We start from the raw sequence: 24,494 nt of genomic DNA on the forward strand, positions 1-24,494 counted from the left end.
AAAACGGTGGCTTTTTTGTTTTCGTCAATCTGAACTTGTTTCAGATTCAAATCCCAAAAAGTGATTATTGTTGAGATTCTGAAATACTGAAATAAATTCAGCATATGAAAATTCAGAATAGCGAGTTTGTTGATTTTAAAGACATTTTTATTGTAGTATTATTTACATTTGTGTTATGCAATTACAGTTTTCATTTATTATCCCTGTTTATAATCGTCCAGACGAAATACACGAGCTTTTGCAAAGCTTTACTGAGATGAAAACAGATGAAAACTATGAAATCGTTATTGTTGAAGATGGTTCAACAATACCATCAAAAGACGTGGTTGAAGGGTTTAAATCTTCTTTGAATATTTCCTACTTCTTTAAAAAAAATTCTGGTCCTGGCGATTCCAGAAATTTTGGAATGAAACATGCCAAGGGCAATTATTTTATCATCTTGGATTCTGATTGTATTTTGCCTTCAAATTATTTACAGGAAGTTTCCAAAAGCTTAAAACTCGAGTATGTAGATTGTTATGGCGGGCCAGATGCCGCACATGAATCGTTTTCAAATCTTCAGAAAGCCATAAACTTTTCCATGACATCATTCATTACAACAGGTGGCATTCGTGGAAACAAAAATAGTGTTGACCAATTTCAGCCTAGAAGTTTTAATATGGGAATTTCCAAAAAGGCCTTTGAAGCATCTCATGGTTTTGGAACTATTCATCCGGGTGAAGATCCTGATTTATCCATACGGCTCTGGAAATTAGGCTTTAAAACCAAATTAATACCTGAAGCTTATGTGTTTCACAAACGCCGCATATCTTGGAGCAAATTTTATAAGCAAGTCAACAAGTTTGGCATGGTAAGGCCCATTTTAAATCATTGGCATCCTACCACCAAAAAAATCACATATTGGTTTCCCACAGTATTTTGTTTGGGTTTTTTGCTGGCTGTATGTTTGTATTTTGTCAGCATACATTGGTTATTATTGGTATATATATTGTATTTTATACTGGCATTTTTGATAGCCTTGTGGAGTGTTAAAAATGTTAGTGTGGCTTTACTCTCAATATTGGCTATTGGCGTCCAGTTTTTTGGATATGGTTACGGTTTTTTAAAATCAACGATATTGTTGCAATATTCCAAAAATGAACCAGAAACCTTGTTTCCGGAGTTATTTTTTAAATTATAATGATAAAGAAATTAAAATCCCAGATTCTAACCAGTATCAGAAATAAAAAAATAAACATGTTTTTTTTATTTCTATTGATGTCATTGATAATTTTGATTTTTTCAAAACTGTCAAAAGAATATACAAATACAATTCCTTTTAAGATAAAAAAGGTCAATGTCCCACAAGAATATGTGATTTTAAAAGATTCCAACGCTACTATAAATATTACCCTAAAAGCGTATGGATTTAACTGGCTTAAATACTACATTTCTAATCCAGAACTCACAATAGACTTTAAAAAGGATGTTGTGAAAAAAATGAGCTATTTTGTCTGGGACAAAGCAACTGTTTTTTCGCATAGTGATGAATATTTTGGTAGCCAAGTGACATTGATTAATGTATCACCGAATGAATTGCATTTTAAATATGACACTAATTTGGTTAAAACAGTGCCCGTTATTGGTCAGGTCGCAATCAATTTCAAACCGGGATATGATATGATTAATCCGTATAAGATTGAGCCAGATTCCATTGATGTAATAGGACCAAAGGCTTTGGTTTCAAAAATTGAACTTGTGAAGACTGACAGTATTGTTCTGAACAATGTAAATTCGGATATTTCAAGACTTGTACAATTAAAAAAGCCAAGTGACAACAAAGGTGTTATATATTCAAAAAACCAAGTTAATATCAAAGGCCGAGTAGAACGTTTTACAGAAGGAACCCTAAAGGTGCCCATTAACATTATCAATGTTCCAAAAGACATAAAGGTAAAATACTTTCCTAAAGAGATTAATGTTGTTTACTATACCAGTTTAAAAAGCTATAGTGATATTTCAGCTAAAGACTTTAAGGTTATTTGTGACTTCAACCATGTTTCAAATAATCAATCTTTTTTATTGCCAGAGCTTATCAAAATTACCGACAAGGTTAAAACAGCAAAGATTAATCAACAGCACATTGAATTTATTATTGAAGAATGATTATAGTTGGTCTCACAGGTGGCATAGGAAGCGGTAAGACAACCGTGGCAAAAGCATTTAATGCTTTGGGGATTCCTGTGTATATTGCCGATGATGAGGCCAAAAAACTAATGCAGACATCAAAAGTCTTGAAACGCAAACTCATTGAGTTATTTGGAAAGGACGCTTATACAGATGGACACTTGAACAAGCAATTTATTGCCAATATTATTTTTCATGATAAAAACTATCTTGATAAAATGAATGCCATTGTTCATCCACAGGTGGCCAAGCATTTTAAAAAATGGCTTTTAAAACAGCATGCGCCTTATGTGATTAAGGAAGCGGCCATTTTATTTGAAAATGGCACGTATAAGCAATGTGATGTGCTAATAACGGTAACGGCACCTAAGGAACTAAAAATTGAGCGCCTGTTAAAACGTGATAACACAACGGTAGAAAAAATTGAAGCCATCATGAAAAACCAATGGAGTGATGAGCAAAAAATTAAGTTGTCTGATTTTGTTATTGATAACTCTGAGCTTGAAAAAACCAAACAGCAAGTGCTTAAAATCCATCAGCAAATTCTTAATAATCAACAATAAACCTTAAATTTTAACATTTTTGTTAATGTAAGGTTAAAACCCAAGAGCACTAAATGTTAAAATGTTAATTTTGAATGATGAGCAAGAGAATTTTTGTGTTATTGGTTCTATTAATGAGCATGTCTCTGGTAGGAATCATATTTGTTCAAGCATATTATATTAAGGATTCCGTTAAGAACGAAAGAGAACGATTTACGTTTAATGTAAAAAAAACATTGAGTTATGTATCCAACGCCATTGAGAAAAAAGAATTGGACACATACTTTAAAAAGTATCAAAATTTAGTTAATGCCAATAAACAATTGGATTCTGTAGCGGTTTCACAATTGTTTATTTACCAGCAAAACAACAATACAAAAGAAACACTTATTTATAAAAGTGGTATTTTAGAAGAAAACTATAAGTTATCTTCATCGCTCTTTGACATTGGTTTAGATAGTTTAACAATTAAAAATATTATTGGAAATTCAAAAGCTGAGATTTACAATAATGTGGACATTTCAGATAAGGACGTAGACAATGCGCCAATTGTGAACCTTATTCATGGGTATTTATCTGAAGCCCAGCAAAACAGTTTTGAAAAGAGTTTTAAGGCACTTTCAAAACGGTTGCCGGTTTATAAGCGTGTTTCTGAAAAGCAAATCTCAGATTTATTGTCAAAAAAACTGAAGGAAGATAATATTGATATAGATTACCAATTTGCCATTTACAGCAACGGGTTGGCCACCAAGGTTCGTAGTGAGGACTTTGAAAAAAATGAAGAGACCACCTTTAGCGTTCCCATTTTTTATGATGAGAATAACCAAACCAATTATAAGCTTTTGGTAAATTTTCCTGATGACAATAAGTTCATTCTGTCATCAATAATAGGCATGATACTATTATCGGTTATTTTTACATCCATCATCATTATAGCCTATTCAAGTGCCTTGTACCAATTGGTGAAACAGCGTAAAATATCGCAGATAAAAACAGATTTTATCAATAACATGACGCATGAATTTAAAACACCAATTGCTACGATAAATTTAGCACTTGATGCCATAAGAAACCCCAAGATTATTGATGATAAGGATAAAGTATTGCGTTATTTGGGTATGATTAAGGAAGAAAACAAACGGATGCACGCACAAGTGGAAAATGTATTGAGGATATCAAAACTGGAAAAGAATGAGCTGAACATCAGTAAGGATAGGGTCAAGTTGCACGACTTAATTGAAGAAGCCATTACCCATGTAGAGCTTATTGTAGAAGACAGAAAAGGTTCTATAAAGACGTTTTTGGAGGCAGAAAAGTCGTCAGTTTTGGCCAATGAAACTCATTTTACAAATGTAATAGTCAATATACTTGATAATGCTATCAAATATTCTCCAGAAGCACCTCAGATAGAAGTGTATACAGAGAATATAGGAACCAACATTATATTAAAAATTAAGGACCACGGTAGCGGTATGAGCAAAGCCGCCCAAAAACGAGTGTTCGAGAAATTTTATAGAGAACACACTGGAAATATACATAACGTTAAAGGCCACGGTCTTGGTTTGGCGTATGTAAAACGAATAGTAGATGACCATCAAGGTCATATTAAAGTTGAAAGTGAAAAAGATAAAGGAAGCACATTTATCATCAAGCTTCCACTAATAACATAACTATGGAAGAACAAAACAAGAAAATTTTACTGGTTGAAGACGATCCCAATTTTGGAACTGTATTGAAAGACTATTTAGTGATGAATGATTACGATGTGGTACATGCCAAAAACGGTATGGAAGGTTTTGAAAAGTTCAAAAAAGACGATTTTGATTTATGCATCTTGGATGTCATGATGCCTTATAAGGACGGTTTTACCCTAGCCAAGGAAATACGGGAAAAAAACAAAGATGTTCCCATTGTGTTCCTAACAGCCAAAGCCATGAAAGAAGATGTACTGAAAGGCTACAAAGTTGGTGCCGATGATTATCTAAACAAGCCGTTTGACAGTGAGGTATTGTTAATGAAGATAAAAGCCATTATGCAGCGCAAGGCCACCGAAACCATTTCGGATAGCAAACAATTTGAATTTAAGATTGGTGATTTTGATTTAAATTCAAAACTTCGGTTTTTACGTTACAAAGGTGGTGAACCAGTCAAATTATCACCAAAGGAAAATGAATTGTTACGCTTGTTGGCATTGCATGAAAATGACTTGATGCCACGCCAATTGGCATTGACAAAAATTTGGAGAGATGACAATTACTTTACATCACGTAGTATGGATGTGTACATTGCCAAATTACGTAAGTATTTAAAATTGGATGAAAAGGTAGAAATCCTAAACATTCATGGAGAAGGATTTAGGTTAGTGGTTAATAGTTAACCGATTTTAAAAAAGAATAAAAATCCAGCAAATTGCTGGATTTTTTTGTTCAACATTAAATTTGCATATTTTGCAAATCACAGCATTTTATTGTGTTGTGTTTTCAAAAATTAGAACTCCTTGTCAATATAGGCCTTGATTTCATTTTTGATGCTTTCCCATTGTGTTTTATCTCCTTTAGCGGCTTCAATAAGCTCCTTTATTTTTGATATACCAAAATTTTTAGCTTGTTTAAAATCAATGCTAGGGGGCAAAGACAATTCTCCTCCCGTGACATGTGCGTTGAGGATAAAAGGAGTTTTAGATTTTTCGGCTTGTTCAACAGCTGATATGATTTCATTGTTTTTTGATACGTTTACCCCATCTCCGCCAACTAATTTTGCATATTGGGCAAAATCAAAATTTTCAACTTTCAGAGCGTCATAATTTGGAGCCAATCCAGCTTCTTCCATTTCAATTTTTACAAAGCCAAGTTCAGCGTTGTTTAGTATCACAATTTTAATGGGTAACTTGTATTCTACAGCAGTTGAAAAATCATGTAGTGACATATTAAATGCACCATCTCCAACAATGGCCCAAACTTCTCTATTGGGAAATTGTATTTGGGCGCCAATGGCAGCAGGAAGCCCTACAGCCATAGAGCCATGATTGAATGATCCGATGATTCTCCTATCCGAATGAAAATTCATAAAGTTGCTTGACCAAATGGCGGACGTACCAGTGTCAATTACAAAAATGGCATCATCTGCAGCTATATCACTTATTTCCCTTGCTACTACTTGAGGATGTGTCACTTTAAAATCTTTCTCGGCATCAGATATCTTGCAGTTGTGTTCTAACCATTCTTTAAATTCATCATTAAGTTTTTTAGTCCAAGTGCTATCTTTTTTAGGGAGGCATTTGTCATTAACATAATTCATGAAATGCTTGATGTCAGAATGCACGCCAAGTGTTACTGGGGTACGATTACCAATATTCTCTGAGCGAATATCCACTTGAATGGTTTTGGTTGTATCTGGAAGGAAATGGGAATACGGAAAATCAGTTCCTAACATAATTAACAAATCACATTCCATTACTGCTTCATAGCCTGACGGATTTCCTATCAGTCCCGTGAGGCCAACAACATTTTTGCTACTATGGTCAAAAATATCCGATGCACGCACTGTATGGGTAATAGGAGCGTTTACTTTTTGAGCAAATTTTAATACCTCCTCTCTTGCAGAACGGCATCCTGCACCAGCTAAAATGCCTATTTTATTCGCTTCGTCTATTAATTTCACTGCTTTTTTTAAACTATCTTCATCTGGTGCTAGACTTGATTGAGAGCGAAAAACGCGATGGATAAAATCGGTGTTTTTTGCTGGCATAGCCGCAATGTCAGCTGGTAGTTCAATTCTACAAACACATTTATGATTTATGGCAATACGCAATGCCCTTAATATGATTCTTGGGGCTTCTTCAGGAGAACGAATAATAGCTTGATATTCACAAATATCATCAAACACTTTGGTTAAATCAACTTCTTGATGATAATTGGTTCCTATGTATTCTATGGGAACTTGACCTGTAATTGCTAAAACAGGAGAGCGTTCTTTTTTTGCATTGTAAAAACCATTGACCAAATGCAAAGCACCTGGCCCAACTGTACTGGCACATACGCCAATATTTCCGTTGAGTTCTCCTTGTGCAAAAGCAGCAAATGAGGCATTTCCTTCATGCTTCATTTTTATCCATTTCACTTCTTTTTGCTTTGCAATTGCTGAAACCAGAGGATTTAAAGCATCGCCAGCAACACCAAAAATATGTTTGACACCTTCATCAGTTAGAATTTTTAATAATTGTTCAGATACATCCATTTTCTATATTCAATCTTTTAAACTTAATACGGTATATGTTTCAACAGGATTGATTTAAACACAATCTAAACTATTAAAACGATGTCACACAAGTTAATGAAGTTCGTTTGTTATAAAAAAAGTAAAATCAGAAAACCTTGTTAAAACTTGTTTTTATTGGATTCGTTTTGAAAGCCAATCTATAAGCTCATAAAAATTTTGAGGTGCTACTACATCGTGTAATGAAATCTGAAATTTATAGAATTGATTTCATTTTATTGCTTTAAAGCTAAAAACCATATTTTTTTTTGTTATTTAGTATGGTTTCTACAATCTCAGAACCTTTAATCCTTTCGATATCAATTTGAAGTAAGATGCCTACTGCATCCTCTTTTCTATTCTTTTTTATAGCTTTTTCAAAATCAGACATAAGTCCTGACAAATATAATTTTTCATTTAGTGTCATTGCCGGAGATTTCATGGTTTTCAATATGTTTGAAAGGCAATATGATAAAAACTATTTGATTTTTTTTAATAACCAATCTCTAAACTCATAAAAGTTTTGAGGAGCTACACCATGGCCAACAGGAAACTCGGAATATTGGTGTTTGATATGCAGACTGCTTAAAAAAGGTGGTGTTTGCCTGGCCCATTCTACTGGGATTACTTGGTCTACACTACCATGGGAACAGTAAAAATCAAGATGCGAATAGTCTTTGCGTTCAATATCTTTTGGCAAGATATTTTTATTGATGTACCCACTTAAAGCAATGATGTTTTTGACTTTTTCAGGATAGGTGAGTGCTACTGCATAACTTAATATGGTACCTTGGCTAAACCCTAAAAGGGTTATATTATGTTTGTTTACAGGATATGTTTGTGTTGTTTCGTCAATAAATGTGGCTATTAAATCCCTGGATTGTTTGGCCTGGTCATCATCGCTCCATTTTCCCTGTATAGCATCAAAATTGATGGCATACCAAGCATTTCCAAAAGGCTGTAACGGATAGGGAGCTCTTACTGAAATAATGAAAAGTTCTTTAGGCAATTCGTTTGCAAACGAAAACAAATCGTTTTCATCACTGCCATAGCCGTGCAGCATGATAAGTAATGGAGCGTTTTCAGTTAAACTGGATTCTCGAATAATATGGTGTAAAGACAGGGATTGGTTTACCATTTAGTGACCAATATTAGCAAATATTCTTTGAAAAAAATCACCAACAAGTGGAACAGATTGCTGTTTTCCAGCTATTGCATTAACAAAACCATAGATAAAGAGCACACCAAAAAACATATAAAAACCAAGGGTTGCAAACCAACTATCAAAAGCACTTGTTATAAAACCCAATATAGGAAACATGATCCATAGTCCTAAAGACTGTCTTATGTGAAAGCTTGAATAAGCATTTTTCTTATCATTATTCAAAAAATAGGCGACAATAGTACCAATAATTGAAAGATAACTAATTATGGCAATTCCTTTTCCTTCTTCAATCTCTTGTGCATTCATAATGTTTAATTTAAAAACAATTGGCCATTTGAAATAATGCCGTATGCTTTTCCTTTTAGAGCCTGATTTTCAAAAATAGCATTTTTTGATTTAGAAATAATGTCTTTTGTAGAAAAGGTATATTTGATATCTGGATTAAAAAGTGTGACATTCAATGCGTTACCAATATTGATGGTAGATTGTTCAATACCAAACCGCGCTTTTCCTTTGGTTAAAATATCAATGGTTTTCTTGAGAGTAAAGAGCGATTGCAAGGCTCCAAAAGCACTTTCCAGACCAATGGTTCCATAGGCGGCATGGTCAAATTCAACCTTTTTTAGTTCTATATCAATTGGGTTGTGGTCACTGGTTACCATATCGATTGTGCCATCTTTTACACCTTCAATCAAGGCATCTACATCTTCTTGTGTTCTAAGTGGCGGCAATACTTTATACGCCGTATTGAAATCGGTTATTATGTCGTCTGTAAAAAATAAATTATGGATGGCAACACTACAGGTAACGTCCAGCTTTTTCTTTTTGGCCTCACGTATTAATGAAACAGAACCTGCTGTTGAAATTGTAGGTATATGCAGTTTTCCCTGGGTATATTCTAATAAAAACAAATCCCTTGAAACTTGCAGTTCTTCCGATAGGTTAGGATTCCCCTTTAAACCTAATGATGTACTGGTTATGTTTTCGTTCATGACACCCAAGCCCGTAATTTTGTTGTCTTGAGGAAATGAACATACCAATCCATCAAAGTTACTGGTGTATTGCAGTGCCAATTTCATAAGGTTGGGATTGGCAATGGGCTTTTTATAATCATAAAATGCAATAGCGCCTGCATTTTTCATGTCATAAAGCTCAGCAAGATCCTCGCCTTTAGATTCTCTGGTCAGGGCACCAATAGCCAATAGTGTTACCGAATGGTTTTGTGCTTTTGATTGTACAAAGGCAATATCAGAATTGGAATCAATAACAGGATGTGTATTGGCATTCATGGCAACAGTCGTAAAGCCCGAAACAGCTGCTGTTTTCAGTCCGTTTTTAATGGTCTCGCGTTCTTCAAAACCAGGTTCGCCAAAACAGACACTGCTATCAAACCAACCTTGTGATATGTGCAGGTTCTCAAACGTGATTTCTTGATATTTCTTTGGATTTTTTAAATGCTGTCCAATTTGTGAAATAATGCCTTTCTCAACTAAAATGTCCTGAGTTGTGTTATGAAACTCACTTTTAGGATCTATGATGGTAGCAGATTTAATAAGTATGTTCATTTAAAATATTTTAATATGAGCATTTCAATAATCAAGAACGCTAATGCAAAAATAGCAAACCATTTCCATAGCTCATTAACTTTTGAGTCACTTTTTAGCGTATTAAAAATGTCTGTGATTGAATTGCTCAAATGGATGTTTTTTAGGTTTGAAATATCTTGGTAAACTAAGTTGCTTTCATGTCTGGCATAATTATAACTTATGTTTTGAATGCTTTTATTATTATCTTTAATGGTATAAATACCGGCAGTTGACGGTTCATCATACGTATGAATCACCACTTTGTTGTTAAAATATTGTTGCTGCGGAATCATATTGACCGTCTTGTTTTCAAGTGACAAAATATCATCTTGGTGCAACTGGACGGAAACATCATATGTGTTTTCTTTTCCAATGCTGTAATACAATTCAGGAAATTTTAAACTCATTTTACCAATATTGTATAAGGTTGGTACAATTAAAGGCGAATTTATGAAGTTTGAATTAGCTTCATTTAAGGACGCGGTAAACACAAAAGCTTGGTTGCTTTTCAATAAAAACGGTTTATTGTCTTCAAATAGAAGGACATCATTTCCGTTATTGGATATATTATAAAACGATTTAACGTTTGGATATTGAAAGTTGGTAACACGTTTCTCAAATACGCCGTTTGAATATAATGGATTTGAAAAATTGATAGTCGTTATCTGTTTTTCATGATCCATAAAATCACCAAAACTTATAGTATAATTTTTAAGCAATGTATTGTACGAATCTGAAGAAATAGTGTTGCTTGGTATTATGATTAAAATGCCTCCTTGTTTGGTAAACGCGTTTAAAACGCCTACCAAGGTGTTCGGAATGGTATTAAGTTCGTTTAAAACAATCAGATTTTGTTGGTTTATAATGTTGTAATCCAGTGTATTGATTGTTGTTGCTGTATAATTGAACTCATCTGTTGTGTAAATACGTTTCAAAAAGGAATCATTGGCATTGTTTATAGCCAACACATTGATTTTTGATGTATTGTTTACATTAAAAAATAAACTATTGTCATACTGCAAGTCTGGAGAGTCAATCGATAGTTTGCCATTGATAATTTGGCCTGAAGGCAATGTAAAGGATGTAGTGGTATCCTTGTTGAATGCCACCGATGTTTTAGCTATTAATTGGTCATTATTAAACAATGAAACCGGAAGATTGTCAATAAAATCACCTTGGTTTTTTAAAACGACCTTGAGTTCCAGTGAACTGCCATTGGTTTTTGAAATATAAGCCGAATCAATATCAATATTGTGATTGTTAACAGGGTTTAGTTTTACGGCATAAATTTCATAAAGCGGATCTTCATCTGGTTTAAAATCAGATTCTTGTTGCTGAAAATCTGAAATAAACACAATATTTCTCAAGTTACTACTCTGTTTAAAAAGCTTTTTGCATTTCAATAAGGCCGCATGATAGCTTAAATGTTTGGAGGAGTAGTCAAGTTGTAAAAGATTATTTTTAATTGCTTTAAGGGTAGTGTTCTTAAAAATGTCATCATTGGTTAGCAGTGAAATGGTTTTATCTTCTGGAACATTACTGATAATATCTTGTACGGCACGTTTCAATAGTTCACCTTGACTACCTTTAGCTTGCATACTATACGAGTTATCCAAATAAATAACTGTTTCTGCTTTTGTGTTTAATGCAAGTTGTTTTGTTGAAAACGGTTGTGCAAAAGCTATGATTATACATGCAAAAAGTAGCATTCTGGTCAAAAGGGTCAACCATTTTTTTAATTGGGAACTCTTGCGTGTTTGTAAGGTTACTGCTTTTAAAAAGGCAACATTTGTAAAATCTTCTTTCTGGAATTTTCTAAACTGGAATAAATGAACAATGATTGGTATTAGCAGTAAAAATAAAGCGTAAAGAAGTTCTGGGTGTTTAAACTGCATGCCTTTTTTAGATTTTTCAAACCTACATATTTTTTTTCATTTTTAATCATAGTTTATGTTGAAAAAAACATAAAAAGAGTAAGCTTTGTTTGGTGTCTTATGATGTTTTTAGGGAATGTGGGTTGAAAACAAAAAGTATGGCATCACAATCAATAAACGAATATTAACATAAACTTAAGAAATTTACCAGTAACATAATCTTACTTTTAGCGTCCTTAAAACGAAGACAAAAAAATACAATACATGAAGAGACAACTTTTATTGGTATTTGCAGCCGCCATATTGTTGGCTAGCTGTGGAACAACAAAAAACAGTGGAAATGATTTAGCTCAGGCAACGCCCATTGATTCACAAATTGATTTAACCCAAGTGCAAAACGATAAAGTACCGGTAACCATTGATCCAGGTAGGTTTACGGTTGAATCCGTTACCTATCGTTTACCCAAAGTCGTTCAAGGAACCTATGCCATCAGTAATTTTGGTAAATATGTGGACGATTTCAAGGCATTTGATTACAAAGGAAACGAACTGTCCGTAGTTAAATCTGATGTCAATACTTGGATTATTTCAAATGCCAAGCAATTGGATAAAATAACTTACTTGGTGAACGATACGTTTGATATTGAACAAGAAGGAGGCATAGGCAAGGAACAGCCCTTTTCGCCATCAGGCACAGATATTGAGCCAAATGAGTATGTACTCAACCTTCATGGATTTATTGGGTATTTTGATTCATTGAAAAATAATCAATATAAATTAGAGGTCACGGCACCTTCAGATTTTAAGCGCTCTTCGGCCTTGCAACAAACTAGTTTCACAACCAGTACCGATGGAAAGACGGCTACAAGCAGTTATTTTGCGCCGCGATATTTTGATATTACCGATAACCCCATGATGTATGGAAAGTTTACTGTTGAAGAATTTCAGGTGGGCGATATCAAAATTGTGTTAAGTGTATATTCTCCCAACAACAAACATTCGGCTGAGTCCCTTAAACCAACCATGTTTAAAATGATGAAAGCCCAAAAGGCTTTTTTAGGTGACATCAACTCTACGCCACGCTATGATATATTTTTATATCTGTCTGATGGTAGTGAAACCTCACCAAAAGGTTTTGGAGCTTTAGAGCATCATAAATCTACCATGGTGGTCATGCCAGAAGATGAAAGCCAAGATGAACTTGCCAAAGGTATGATAGATGTGGTGTCTCATGAATTTTTTCATATTGTAACACCACTAAGTGTGCATTCTGAAGATGTCCATTATTTTGATTATAACAACCCAACATTCTCAAAACATCTTTGGATGTATGAGGGTGTTACCGAGTATTTTGCCACGTTGTTTCAGGTAAACCAAGGATTGGTTTCAGAGGATGAGTTCTATGATAAAATCATGGATAAAATCCAGTATTCATTACAAATGGATGATACCATGAGTTTTACAAAAATGAGTGAAAACGTTATAAGCCAACCTTATAAAGACCAATATATTAACGTTTATCAAAAAGGAGCATTAATCGGTATGTGTTTAGATATCATATTACGAGAAGAAAGCCATGGGCAACGCGGTATTTTATCTTTAATGAAAGAGCTATCAAAAAAATATGGTGTAGACAAACCATTTGAGGATGATAAATTGATTGATGAAATTACGGCTATGACATATCCATCGGTGGGGGCATTCCTAAATACCCATGTAGTAGGAACAACACCAATAGATTACAATACATTTTTTGATAAAGTAGGTTTGGAAATTGCTGATGGGAAGGCCAAGACTAACTATATTCAAAATGGTACTGATTTAATTGTTTCTGGTGACGGACAAAAAGGCATTGTGTTTTTTACAGATCAAGTGTTAGAAAACAGTTTTTGGAAGGACCAAGGTGTTCAGCCTAATGATATTATCAAAGAGATCAATGGAACTACCGTAACACTACAAAACGCCAATCAGATTTTTCAAGGAGTGTTTATGTGGAAACCAGGTGAAGATATAGAAGTCAAGTTGGATAGAAATGGCAAAGAAATTACCATAAAAACAACAACAACGCAATCTTACACCACGGGCAAGGTGTTAAAAGAAAAACCAAATGCTACACCGGCAGAGATTGCATTGCGTGAAGCTTGGTTGAAAGGATAAGTGATTTTAATGATACATAAAAAAGCCTGGTAAACTTACCAGGCTTTTTTATTTAATATTTTGCAGGGTTTCCTTTTGATGACGAACTAATGATAAACTCGCGGATATCGTCAGTGGCGGTATGCAGGTCTTCCTTGCGCAAATACATCATATGACCACTTCTGTATCCTTTAAAAGTAAATCGATCTTTCATTTTTCCACTGGGATCTACTTGATGCATAGTATATTTTGCTCCAAAATAGGTGCAAGCTCCATCATAATATCCAGATTGGATTAGCACTTTTAAATAGGGGTTTTGTGCCATAGCTTTCCTAAGGTCATCTCTGGTATTGTCATTTCTGTTGTCCCAAGGATGAACATCGCCAAACATATTATATTTTATATCAGTTTTAAAGTTAAGTTGCTCACTGATATAGTAATTGATGGCTGGGGTAAACGCATGTAGCCAAGCTGTTAATTCAGGATTGAAATCCGGATTGTCTCCTGCCTCGGTTTTGTCAATGCCTAAATATCTGGAATCCAATCTTCCAACGGTTTGCCCAGTTTTGTTTCGTAACAAATCCTTCCAAAAAAAGCTATTGGGTACATTTAAGTTGTTCTGTAAAACGGAAGTTTCACTGAGGCCTGAGTAATAGGCCACTTGTTTTGCAACTTGTTGTTTTTCGTCATCAGAAATAAAACCACCTTGCGCCAATGCGGGCATCAATTTTTGTATGGCATAATCCTCAACTTCGGGCAAAATATCCAATAAATCTTGGTTCTGTAAAGCTGGCGGTAATACTTTATGGTACCATGCTGTTGCCGTAAAATAGGGTAGGCTTAAAGCAGAGTAAACGGGTTGATTTGTGTTGTAGAGTTTATAATCGGCGGGAGACACCATAATCACACCATTCAAATACATCCATTGGCTACTTTGCAATTCATTGGCCAATCCCATTACGCGTGTGCCACCATAACTTTCGCCAATAATGTATTTTGGGGATTGCCATCTGTTTACTCTTGAAACAAACGTATTCATCCATCCGGCTAAGTATTTAATATCAGAATTAATCCCGAAAAATGTACTTCTGTCTGGTAGTTTTCCATCTTTATCAGCAATCATTCTTGAATATCCAGTATTTACTGGGTCTATATAGACTATATCAGCTACATCTAAAATAGAATTTGGATTGTCTTCAACACCATATGGTTGAATGGGATAGCCTTCTGGATCAATGTTTAATACCTTTGGGCCTGTATAGGCAATATGCATCCATGCTGAGGCAGAACCGGGTCCACCATTAAAAGAAAAGATAAGTGGTCTATTTTTTTTGTCGACTTTATCACGTTCATAATAGGTGTAAAATAAAGTGGCAATTGGTTCGCCTTTTTCATTCCAGACGGGTTGTGTGCCCGCAATGGCTTTGTATGAAATAAGCTGATTTTTTATGGTTACAGTATGAGTCGTGACAACTGAAGTGTCAGCAGGAATCTTAATGTTTTGAGAATTTACGCTATAAACTGAAATGCAGAATACGATTAATAAAATTTTTTTCATGATACTTTAATTAATTTAGATATAAATATAAAGAATACAATTGTTAAAAACCTTCAAAAACCCCCAATCCAAATAAAGCGTAATCATATTTTACAGGGTCAATTGGGTCTAATTGCCTTAAGGAATTATCTAATTCCAAAAGGGCTTTGGCGTCATTTTGTTTACGTTTAAGTAAGCCTAGTTTACGCGCTACATTACCAGAATGCACATCCAAAGGACAAGACAATTGGGCAGGAGTGAGGCTTTTCCAAATACCAAAATCCACACCTGCGTTATCCCGTCTTACCATCCACCTTAAAAACATATTGATGTGTTTTGCGGCTGAATTTTTTAGCGGATCACTAATATGTTTTTGCGTTCTTTGTAAATGGTCAATTTCAAAAAAGTGCGACTTAAACTGGGATATGGTAGGTTGTACGGATGTTCCGTTAGTGTATTTGGTAAATATATTTTCCAATCCACCGTGGTTTTCATAGATATGCTGAAGCGATTTAACAAACTGTATTAAGTCATCGCCATTAAAAGTTCTGTGGACAAAACCTTCCAATTTTTCTAAATCTGATGAGGTATGGTTTGTGATAAAATCATAAGGTGACTGATCTAATAATTCCATCATCCTATGTGCATTATTAATGATGCTTTTTCTATTTCCCCAAGCTATGGTAGCTGTTAAAAAGCCAGCAATTTCAATGTCTTTTTTTTTATTGAATTGATGGGGGACTTGTATGGGATCGCTTTCAATAAACCGGGGATGGTTGTATTGCGTTACTTTAGAGTCTAGAAATTCTTTGAGTTCTCTTTGGTTCAAATGGTTCAATTTAAAATTCAAAGTTACATTTCTTATTCTTTTTGTGAGATATAATAAAAACAAAAACAGTCTAATTTTGTATATTAGATATATTCTTACAGGTTATGCAACACGTTTCTGAAATATTGGATTTTATTCCTGCAGACAGTATTAAATTTTTACTGGTCACCTTGTTTTCACTTCTTATTGGCATGGAGCAACGTCGGCATCATCTTGATGAAACCGAAGAGAGTTTATTTGGAACGGACAGAACCTTTACGCTTATTGGTATTTTGGGCTATATTTTATATGTATTAGACCCTAAAAACCTCGTTCCATTTCTTTTTGGAGCAGTTGTTATAGGTGTTTTATTGGCAATCTATTACTACCAAAAAATGCACATTCACAATAGATTTGGAATGACTTCCTTAGTTATTGCACTAATTACGTATTGTTTGGCGCCTTTAATTTACACACAACCCAATTGGTTGGTTATTTTAATCATAGTTGTGGTTTTGGTGATTACCGAAATGAAAGAAACATTATTTAAATTGTCTAGAAAATTTGATAATGACGAATTTATAACCCTTGCCAAATTCTTGGCTGTGGCGGGTGTGGTATTGCCATTATTACCCGATACATCTATATCTAATGACATCAATATATCCCCTTATAAATTTTGGTTGGCCATCGTGGTGGTGTCATGCATTTCTTATGTGAGTTATATTCTTAAAAAATTTGTGTTTCCAAACTCTGGAATTATACTTACTGGTATTTTAGGAGGGCTTTATAGCAGTACGGCAACCACCATTATATTGGCCCGAAAAAGCAACGAATTTAATGAAAGCAATAAGGTAGCTACCGCTATTATTTTGGCCACAACAATGATGTATTTACGCATATTTTTATTGGCTTTTATTTTTAACAAAAGTATTGCGTTTCAACTTATCCCTCCATTTTTAGTGTTTATTGTAGTTACTATTGCCATTGCTATTTACAGCTATAAATTTCACACTGGCATAGTAACAGAACCATCCAAATCAATTAGTATTAATTCTAATAGCAATCCTTTGGAGTTTAAAACGGCCTTGGTGTTTGCTGGCTTGTTTATTTTGTTTGGATTAATCACTGGAATGGTGAATAACAATTATGGCACAGCTGGTATTAATGCACTATCGTTTATTGTAGGTGTTACCGATATTGACCCTTTTATATTAAACCTATTTCAAAGTAAATGGAATATTGATAATGCTGTCTTGGCGACAGCTGTTTTGAATGCTGTTACTAGTAACAATCTGTTGAAAATGATATATGGACTTTCTTTTGGAAATACGTCTATTAGAAAACCGTTAATAATTGGCTTTAGCGTGTTGATTGTTTTAGGTTTGTTGATGGCTTTTGTAATTCACCTTTAGTATCATCTTAAGATTTTCCCATCAACCATGGTCAATTTACGGTCAGCCATATTGGCCAATTCTTCATTATGGGTAACAATGACAAAAGTTTGACCAAATTCATCACGAAGTTTAAAAAACAGGTTATGTAAGTTTTCTGCAGATTCGCTATCCAGATTACCAGAAGGTTCATCAGCAAAAATCAAATCAGGGTTATTAATCAAGGCTCTGGCAACGGCAACACGTTGCTGTTCTCCACCCGATAATTCGTTGGGTTTGTGATGTTGACGATGGGAGAGTCCTAAAAAATCCAAAAGTTCTTTGGCTCGTTTTTCAGCATCAAGCTTTTTAATGCCTTTTATGAATGCTGGAAGACAAACATTTTCTATAGCTGTAAATTCAGGAAGTAGTTGGTGAAACTGAAAAATGAAACCAATATGTTCGTTTCTGAATTTTGCCAGTCCTTTTTCATTCAGCGAATTGATGTCAACACCATTTATACTTAAATCAAAAGTATCCTTTTTTGAAGCTTTATCAAGTGTTCCCAATATTTGTAACAAGGTTGTTTTTCCAGCTCCAGAGGCCCCAACAATAGATACAATCTCACTTTTTTTTACATGAATATCAACGCCTTTTAAAACGTGCAGTGCGTCGTAGTATTTATGTATGTTTGTTGCTTGAATCATAAACAATAAATATAATGTGTGAATTTACTACTTTAATGTATCATGCACAATTATGAATTGTTATTATTCTTGAATGTGTTTTTGAGATTGACATAATCTATAAAATACTGAATGCGCAACGATAGCGTATTTTTAATGGGTTGATTAAATAAGGTTTTTAAACTGCCACCATATGAATCCATGGAAGCACTGTCCATATTGAATAATTGATTTCTGTACAATGCTGTTATAAAGCTGCCAGGTGCAAATTGCCAAGAGTAGTTTAAATCCAGATTCCAGGTATTGTAATTGATATTGGGGTTATCTTCCAAATCATTAATTTGGTAACCAGAGTTTGAATTTAACCGGCCATTATCTTGTAAGGTAAACAAGCTGTTTTTGTAGTTTACGGTAGACCAATAATTCCTGAAGGTTAATGATATACCATGAAACGAGTTGAATGTATAATTTGCAGATAGGCTGTTTACTTGTGTCTTTCTATCCCGTTCTCCAAAAATAATGTCATCATTAAGTTTAGCTGCGTAACCTCTATCATTGAAATCCTTACTGTAACTAAAAGAAAACGTTATCAATAATTTGTCATTAAACCGTACTCTAGGGCTTAATTCAAACCAAAGTTCATCAGTATTCCTATTTTTTTCAAAAAATGTGGCACCACCTATACTTGCATCAAAAGCGAATACTTTATTATAGTTTGATGAAAACCAAATGTTTGAATTTAGTCTGTTTTCATAAATGAAAAAGCGGCCTTCTGTTCTGGGTTCAAAATAGTCATATTGTTTGCCAACTTGAAAATTTAAGTTTCCCCCAAAGTTGTGAAGGGTTTTTGTTTCGGCATTATAGTTAAAACCAAAACTGCTTCCGGTATAAACACCTGGCTTTGCAAGTCTTGTATAGTTAACGTAAGTGCCTATATAGTATTTGTTTAATTTTTTTATTGGTTCAAATATTTGGTAAGACAGGTCAATTCCAAAATTGTTGTAATTATTTCGCTGTAATAAGCCTAAATCATTAATATCATATTTGGTATCAGCATATCTGTGGTCAAAACTGTACCTGAAATTGCCATGTGATTTTCTGGCCATGAAAAATGAGCTGTATCCATTAGAACTACTATCCATTATATGAACATTGCTCATTTTGGCTTCACCGTACAAGTTGTAGGTATTTCTTTTGTTTGAAAGATCAAAGACCAATCCGGTAACATTGGCATCCCTAAAATTCCCGTTTCTGGTTACATTGGTGTTGATTAGGCTAACCGAAGAATTTTTGTTGAATTGTTGATCCAGAACCAGAATATTATAATTGGCGATGGGCTCTACCGTTTCTTCCCTGGTTTCACCAGAAATAGTGTCTCTTACAATCGCTTTTGTTTTTTCTGTAATAGCATTAAAAACCCCAATGCCCAGACCATTTTTGGTTCTACCAGATACTTTGATGGCATTTAGTACTTTGACGGCATTTGGATAGTTTTTGATTACTTCATTGGTGTTTAATTCAACATCACCAGTTGGACTACTTCCAATGCGTCTTGAAAAAAACAAATCCCCTTTATTGAATAAATTCACGCCTTCTGTAAAAAATTGGCGCTGTTCAGAATAGGTTTGCTCAAAAGGGCCCAAATTAAGTTCTAAATTATCAAAACCAGCCTGACTGAAATCAGGTATCAACGTGGCATCTAAAGTAAAGTTTTCTGTAATTCCATATTTAACATCCAGACCAAAGTTTAAATCGGTTTCAGTTTTTCCATCATAAGTATTGACCAATCCTGAGGTAAATGGGTAAAAACTGAGCCTTATGGGAGGTTTTATGTTTTCAATAGGTTCTAATTGCCCATGGTACAGGCCAGAGTAACCTTTTGTCCTATCAATAGGATTCCATGTGTATTGCGAACGGTCACGCCTAAAATGCCTGTGGAATTGTAGTCCCCAAGTTTGTACATCTTGATTTGAAAACCTAAGCGTACTGTATGGAATTTTTACTTCAACAATCCAGCCATCTTTAACCATGTTGACTTTGCTTTCCCAAACGGCATTCCAGCCAAAATCCTCTCCGTTGCTTGGGTTTGAAATGGCATCGGCTTGTGTGCCTGAACTGAACACAAAAAACTCCGTATCGTTTTGGGCGTCATTATTAGGGTTGATGATTATTCCAAAAAAATCCGATTGCCCAAAATTGTCCCTAGTTGTCAATTGCCGCATGATTTTTGAAGGGTCATCATGCAAATAGGCCCCAAAATAAATAGCATTGTCGTCGTATGTAACTTTAACTATGGTTTTGATTTCGGTACTATCCTTAATGCCCATTTTTGGTCTAAATTCTGTAAAATCTTTTGCCTCTTCACAATTTTTCCAAGCGCCATCGTCTAAAACACCATCAATTTTAGGCGCTTTAGTAGCTCTGTGAATGTGATAGATTTTTTTATCTTGTGAGTAACTATAGAAGTTTGAAATAATTAAAAAGAAAATTAGAATGAAAATTCTCATTGATTTAGTTTGATTTGATTGATGATAAAAACCCAATATTGGTTTAATGGGTTCCTAGATTGCAAAATTAGTTTTGTTAGTATTTTTTTATCATAATTTAAAGTTAAAATCCTATTTGATGTAAGGTTTATAACCTTTTGATGAACTAAAATTTGATTAACTTTATACCTTATGGAACAAAATTTACAAGTAGCTACATTTGCAGGTGGCTGTTTTTGGTGTACTGAAGCCGTTTTTAACAGACTGGAAGGTGTGGAACGCGTTGTTTCAGGATACACGGGCGGGCACATAAAAAATCCGGCTTACAGAGAAATTTGTACAGGACGCACAGGACACGCAGAAGCCATTCAAATATTTTACGATCAGGCAAGGATATCCTATAAAGAATTATTGGAAATATTCTTTGCCACACATGATCCAACAACTTTAAACCGACAAGGGAATGATGTGGGTACACAATATCGGTCTGCAATTTTTTTCAGCGATGATTACCAAAGAGACGAAGCATTGGATTTTATACGTTTTTTAGAACAAGAACAAGTCTTTAAAAATCCCATAACCACAGAAGTGGTAAAGTTGGAAACGTTTTACAATGCTGAAGATTATCATCAGGATTATTACAACTTGAATAAAGACCAACCGTATTGCCAGTTTATCATCAATCCCAAAATAAAAAAGTTAAAGGAAACGTTTACCAATAAACTAAAGAAACAAACCAACTAAGATGCCATACAAAAAGTTTGAGGAATACAATATTCAAGTGACAGATGATGTTAAAAACCGCTATAAAAGCATTATTGAGGATTTAGGTGAAAATGTGTCACGCGATGGCCTGTTGAAAACTCCTGAACGCGCTGCAAAAGCCATGCAGTTTTTAACACAAGGGTATCATCAAGACCCTGTTGAAATACTAAAAAGTGCCATGTTTAAGGAATCGTATAACGAAATGGTACTGGTCAAGGATATTGAGCTGTACTCGTTATGCGAACACCATATGTTACCTTTTTTTGGCAAGGCCCACATAGCTTATATCCCCAATGGGCATATTGTTGGCCTTAGTAAGTTGCCCAGAGTGGTAGATGTATTTGCTAGACGATTACAGGTTCAAGAGCGGTTAACCGAGCAAATTCTGGATTGTATCAATGATACCTTAAAACCCCAAGGTGTTGCCGTGGTTATTGAAGCAGCACACATGTGTATGATGATGCGCGGCGTTCAAAAACAAAACTCGGTGACTACAACTTCAGGATTTAGGGGACAGTTTGAAAAAATAGAGACCCGCAACGAGTTTTTAAAATTAATAGGGAAGTAATCGAGCACGTATTTAAAACAACTCATATATTTCTAAAATGAACAAATACAAAAAACTAGCTTTAGGTATTTTGTTGGATGCCATAGGATGTGTGTCGTTCATAATTCCTGGTATTGGTGAATTTTCAGATATCATTTGGGCTCCCATATCAGCCTGGCTTATGACCAAGCTTTACAAAGGGAAGTCTGGTAAAGTGGCAGCGGTTATCAATTTTGTTGAAGAAGCCCTGCCAGGTGTTGATTTAGTCCCGTCGTTTACCTTGATGTGGCTCTATACATATGTTTTAGCAAGAAAAAAATAAATTAAAAAGCGCAGTATAAAAATCTACTGCGCTTTTTGGTTTTTACAATTTATAGGTAACTCCAAAAGTTATATTGCGGCCCATATTATAAATCCCTTCTGTTTTAAAACGGGACAAATGATTGATATAGGTCTTATCGGTTAAATTGGTTCCAGAAATAGATAGAATTGCTTCTTTATTAAACAACTTAATGCTACCTCCTAAGCCAGCGCTTAACAAATTATACCCGCTTGTTGCTGTTTCAAAAGCACCAGTGTTGTTTTGGTCAAACGTACTTTTTAATGATACAAAAGCATAGCCATTTTTAAACCAGTTTTTATCAAACTCAACACGTAAGGTATTGGTTATGGAATTTGCAGGGATTAACGGTAAATAATTATCATTTGTTAGTTTACCGGTAACTGTTTCAAAACTGGACTCAATATGTAACCAATCCAATGGGTGTGGATGTAAGTGGAATCCAACTTCACCACCATAAAGATTGGCATTGTTTTGTGAATATACATACACATCATTACCATCAATAATCTGTCCGTTAGGTGCTATAAAAATATAGTCATTGATTTTATTATAGAATCCGTTGGCATAAAATTCAATGTGTTCATTTTTATATTCCAATGCTATATCTGTTTGGAAATTTTGTTCAATTTTTAAGTCGATATTTCCTTTTTCGTAACGATTGGTCCCTTCATGCACCCCGTCAACTGTTAATTCAGCTAAATTGGGGGCTCTAAAACCAGATGCTAAATTGACTCGAGCGGTTATATTTTTAGCAATATCGGTTTTAATACCGGCCGCTCCGTTAAAGCTGTTAAACTGTCTTTTTTCACCCGAGTCAGTGTCATTCACATTTCTGTTGTCAAACCGTGCGCCAAGTTGCACATCGGCCTTTTCAAAATGAATATGAGAAACCGCTAAAAACCCGATGTCATTTACCCTTGCATTCGGAATTAAAAATTCCTCTCCATAGTTGCCATTGGTTTGGTCCATTCCTTGTAAGCCCAGAATAGTTTCAAACTTACCTAGTTTAGGCAAATTATATTTTATATCGTAATTAAAGGTTTTTAGTTTTAAATGCAACCCAGCTTCATTATAGCCTAGGTCTTCACTGAATTCCTTTCTGTCGTTATAAATATAGCCCAAGTTGACATCTAAACTGGAATTGTTAAAAAAGACACTGGATTTTGAGCTAAACACATGATTGTATATTTCTTGAAACCCTAGCATAGGGCTTCTGCGTTTGGATTGGATGCCTATGGCTTCTGTAAGTCCTGGTTTTAAAACGTTTAAGTTATATCTAAACTCAGTTTTAAAATGGGTTCCAAGATAACCTATACCTGCTTTAAAATCTTGTTCTCTAAAACGGGAATTGGTTACCCGGTAGTCTTTGGTGTTGTAATCGGAATGTTCTGCAAGATTTCCTCTAAATAAAAACTGCCAATGGTCTCCTGATGATTTGTATCCGGCATTGGTACTATACCCAAGCGTATTGCTATAGTATTTTCCACCAAAATCACCGTCTGAGGTATTGATGCTTGCAAATTTTTCTGGATTTAAGTATAACACGCCACCAAGTGCATCACTACCATAAAGTAATGAAGCGGGTCCCTTAATAACTTCAACGCTTTCTATACCTGAATCGTTGATACCTAGGCCATGCTCATCACCAAACTGTTGATTTTCCAACCGAACACCTTGCGTGTAAACCAAAACCCTGTTATAACTTAACCCACGGATAACGGGTTTTCCTATGCTTAAGCCCGTTGTAACGCTTTCTACACCAGGAATATTTGTAATACCTTCTGATAAGTTTACAGCGCCTTTTTGTTGTAATTCACTAACCGTTTGTCGTTCCACTTTCATGACATTTTCACTCTGGAGTTTATGAAAAGGAGTGGACACAATTACTTCTTCCATTTCAAGAGCCGAAGGAATCATCATAATTTTTAAAGGGTCTTTGGTTGGGATTGTAATGTTCAAGGATTGTGTTTCATAACCAAGGTAGGAAACTATAATTTTGTAGTCTCCATTAGGTAAGTTTTCTATTGTAAATGATCCGTCGTCACTGGTGCTAATGCCTTTTTCAAGATCTGGAAAATAAACGTTGGCAAATGCTATGCCTTCTTTGGTGTCGTTATCGGTGACAGTTCCTTGTAGTGTGTTTTGTGAAAATATAAAAGTTGATGCCAGTAATAGCACGATTGTTGAAAATTGCTTCATGTGTTTTTTAATTTAATAATTGATTGA

At 34.7% G+C, this 24,494-nt stretch carries 21 protein-coding genes; 10 read left to right on the forward strand and 11 right to left on the reverse strand.

The genetic code is table 11. The features are described from left to right. The first annotated feature begins 175 nt into the window (after positions 1-175). The 5 genes from IEW94_RS03515 to IEW94_RS03535 all read left to right on the forward strand — a co-directional run bounded on the left by IEW94_RS03515 (position 176) and on the right by IEW94_RS03535 (position 5,085). On the forward strand, positions 176-1,180 hold the full coding sequence (locus IEW94_RS03515; RefSeq protein ID WP_188650071.1) for a glycosyltransferase family 2 protein: 1,005 nt from the start codon (positions 176-178) through the stop codon (positions 1,178-1,180). A 56-nt stretch (positions 1,181-1,236) separates the two neighbouring features. Continuing rightward, positions 1,237-2,145 (forward strand): CdaR family protein, encoded by a 909-nt coding sequence (locus IEW94_RS03520; RefSeq protein WP_229669438.1) that lies wholly within the window; start codon positions 1,237-1,239, stop codon positions 2,143-2,145. Then, entirely contained in the window at positions 2,142-2,729 is a 588-nt protein-coding gene (coaE, locus tag IEW94_RS03525; protein ID WP_188650073.1) for a dephospho-CoA kinase, read from the forward strand. The genes IEW94_RS03520 and coaE overlap by 4 nt, the downstream gene beginning before the upstream one ends. A gap of 77 nt (positions 2,730-2,806) precedes the next feature. Further along, complete coding sequence (locus tag IEW94_RS03530) at positions 2,807-4,378, forward strand: sensor histidine kinase (protein WP_188650075.1); 1,572 nt, start codon at positions 2,807-2,809, stop codon at positions 4,376-4,378. 2 nt (positions 4,379-4,380) lie between these two features. Beyond that, the gene (locus tag IEW94_RS03535) at positions 4,381-5,085 is read left to right on the forward strand and encodes a response regulator transcription factor (protein ID WP_188650077.1); all 705 of its coding nucleotides are present in this window, start codon (positions 4,381-4,383) and stop codon (positions 5,083-5,085) included. Positions 5,086-5,195: 110 nt separating this feature from the next. Here the strand turns inward: IEW94_RS03535 and IEW94_RS03540 are convergent, their stop codons facing one another. The 6 genes from IEW94_RS03540 to IEW94_RS03565 all read right to left on the reverse strand — a co-directional run bounded on the left by IEW94_RS03540 (position 5,196) and on the right by IEW94_RS03565 (position 11,608). Next, positions 5,196-6,944 carry a thiamine pyrophosphate-binding protein gene (locus IEW94_RS03540; protein WP_188650079.1) on the reverse strand — a complete coding sequence of 583 codons (1,749 nt, stop codon included), beginning with the start codon at positions 6,942-6,944 and terminating at the stop codon, positions 5,196-5,198. A gap of 268 nt (positions 6,945-7,212) precedes the next feature. Beyond that, positions 7,213-7,404 carry a hypothetical protein gene (locus IEW94_RS03545; protein ID WP_188650080.1) on the reverse strand — a complete coding sequence of 64 codons (192 nt, stop codon included), beginning with the start codon at positions 7,402-7,404 and terminating at the stop codon, positions 7,213-7,215. Positions 7,405-7,440: 36 nt separating this feature from the next. Beyond that, positions 7,441-8,100 carry an alpha/beta hydrolase gene (locus IEW94_RS03550; protein WP_188650082.1) on the reverse strand — a complete coding sequence of 220 codons (660 nt, stop codon included), beginning with the start codon at positions 8,098-8,100 and terminating at the stop codon, positions 7,441-7,443. Next, the gene (locus IEW94_RS03555) at positions 8,101-8,433 is read right to left on the reverse strand and encodes a hypothetical protein (RefSeq protein WP_188650084.1); all 333 of its coding nucleotides are present in this window, start codon (positions 8,431-8,433) and stop codon (positions 8,101-8,103) included. Between the two features lie 5 nt (positions 8,434-8,438). Further along, complete coding sequence (locus IEW94_RS03560) at positions 8,439-9,692, reverse strand: dihydroorotase (protein WP_188650086.1); 1,254 nt, start codon at positions 9,690-9,692, stop codon at positions 8,439-8,441. Next, positions 9,689-11,608, reverse strand: a complete 1,920-nt coding sequence (locus IEW94_RS03565; protein WP_188650088.1) for a vWA domain-containing protein — start codon at positions 11,606-11,608, stop codon at positions 9,689-9,691. The genes IEW94_RS03560 and IEW94_RS03565 overlap by 4 nt, the downstream gene beginning before the upstream one ends. Positions 11,609-11,851: 243 nt before the next feature. Here IEW94_RS03565 and IEW94_RS03570 point away from each other — a divergent pair, with 243 nt between their 5' ends. Further along, on the forward strand, positions 11,852-13,744 hold the full coding sequence (locus IEW94_RS03570) for a M61 family metallopeptidase (protein WP_188650090.1): 1,893 nt from the start codon (positions 11,852-11,854) through the stop codon (positions 13,742-13,744). A gap of 52 nt (positions 13,745-13,796) precedes the next feature. On the opposite strand, the gene IEW94_RS03575 is transcribed toward IEW94_RS03570, so the two are convergent. After that, on the reverse strand, positions 13,797-15,281 hold the full coding sequence (locus tag IEW94_RS03575; protein WP_188650092.1) for a S10 family peptidase: 1,485 nt from the start codon (positions 15,279-15,281) through the stop codon (positions 13,797-13,799). A 43-nt stretch (positions 15,282-15,324) separates the two neighbouring features. After that, positions 15,325-16,089: a TIGR02757 family protein gene (locus tag IEW94_RS03580; protein ID WP_188650094.1), complete on the reverse strand. Its 765-nt coding sequence runs from the start codon at positions 16,087-16,089 to the stop codon at positions 15,325-15,327. A gap of 104 nt (positions 16,090-16,193) precedes the next feature. Here IEW94_RS03580 and IEW94_RS03585 point away from each other — a divergent pair, with 104 nt between their 5' ends. Further along, positions 16,194-17,483, forward strand: coding sequence for an MgtC/SapB family protein (locus IEW94_RS03585; RefSeq protein ID WP_188650096.1), 1,290 nt, complete (start codon positions 16,194-16,196; stop codon positions 17,481-17,483). A 2-nt stretch (positions 17,484-17,485) separates the two neighbouring features. Here IEW94_RS03585 and IEW94_RS03590 read toward each other — a convergent pair whose 3' ends face one another. Beyond that, positions 17,486-18,148 (reverse strand): ABC transporter ATP-binding protein, encoded by a 663-nt coding sequence (locus IEW94_RS03590; protein ID WP_188650098.1) that lies wholly within the window; start codon positions 18,146-18,148, stop codon positions 17,486-17,488. A 50-nt stretch (positions 18,149-18,198) separates the two neighbouring features. Next, positions 18,199-20,634, reverse strand: a complete 2,436-nt coding sequence (locus IEW94_RS03595) for a DUF5916 domain-containing protein (RefSeq protein ID WP_188650100.1) — start codon at positions 20,632-20,634, stop codon at positions 18,199-18,201. Positions 20,635-20,805: 171 nt separating this feature from the next. Here IEW94_RS03595 and msrA point away from each other — a divergent pair, with 171 nt between their 5' ends. Genes msrA through IEW94_RS03610 form a run of 3 tightly spaced genes read left to right on the forward strand, consistent with a single transcriptional unit; the run spans position 20,806 to position 22,247 of the window. After that, positions 20,806-21,357, forward strand: a complete 552-nt coding sequence (msrA, locus tag IEW94_RS03600; protein ID WP_188650102.1) for a peptide-methionine (S)-S-oxide reductase MsrA — start codon at positions 20,806-20,808, stop codon at positions 21,355-21,357. Position 21,358: 1 nt separating this feature from the next. Next, complete coding sequence (gene folE, locus IEW94_RS03605; RefSeq protein ID WP_188650104.1) at positions 21,359-21,946, forward strand: GTP cyclohydrolase I FolE; 588 nt, start codon at positions 21,359-21,361, stop codon at positions 21,944-21,946. 37 nt (positions 21,947-21,983) lie between these two features. After that, entirely contained in the window at positions 21,984-22,247 is a 264-nt protein-coding gene (locus tag IEW94_RS03610; RefSeq protein ID WP_188650106.1) for a hypothetical protein, read from the forward strand. Positions 22,248-22,289: 42 nt separating this feature from the next. Here the strand turns inward: IEW94_RS03610 and IEW94_RS03615 are convergent, their stop codons facing one another. Beyond that, on the reverse strand, positions 22,290-24,467 hold the full coding sequence (locus IEW94_RS03615) for a TonB-dependent receptor (protein WP_188650108.1): 2,178 nt from the start codon (positions 24,465-24,467) through the stop codon (positions 22,290-22,292). Between the last annotated feature and the right edge of the window lie 27 nt (positions 24,468-24,494).

The organism is Yeosuana aromativorans, assembly GCF_014646655.1.
Lineage (GTDB): Bacteria > Bacteroidota > Bacteroidia > Flavobacteriales > Flavobacteriaceae > Yeosuana > Yeosuana aromativorans.